Raw genomic sequence first — 229 nt, forward strand, 5'->3', positions numbered from 1 at the left:
GCCGGCAGCAACAACGGTGACGGTTATGAATACCGCCCGGAGTGCAGATATTTTGAGGTGAATGTTCACGGCGTCTTCGGAGGCCTCGTGTATTACCACGAAATTCAACCGATGAGCTTTGACTGCCACGCCATGTATCTGCCGGAAGCCCGCGGGTTCAGTTTTGATATTGGTATGGCGTTCTGGCGCTACATCCTCGGATCTACTCATGTCCAGTGCGTAACGTCAT

General features: G+C 52.8%; 1 protein-coding gene. It reads left to right on the top strand.

Annotated elements, in window-relative coordinates; genetic code table 11:
- The coding region (locus SB754_RS23460; protein ID WP_410784630.1) for a DUF2824 family protein at positions 1 to 229 on the top strand (229 nt) is incomplete at both ends.

The organism is Leifsonia sp. SIMBA_070 (genome assembly GCF_046534635.1).
GTDB lineage: Bacteria > Actinomycetota > Actinomycetes > Actinomycetales > Microbacteriaceae > Leifsonia.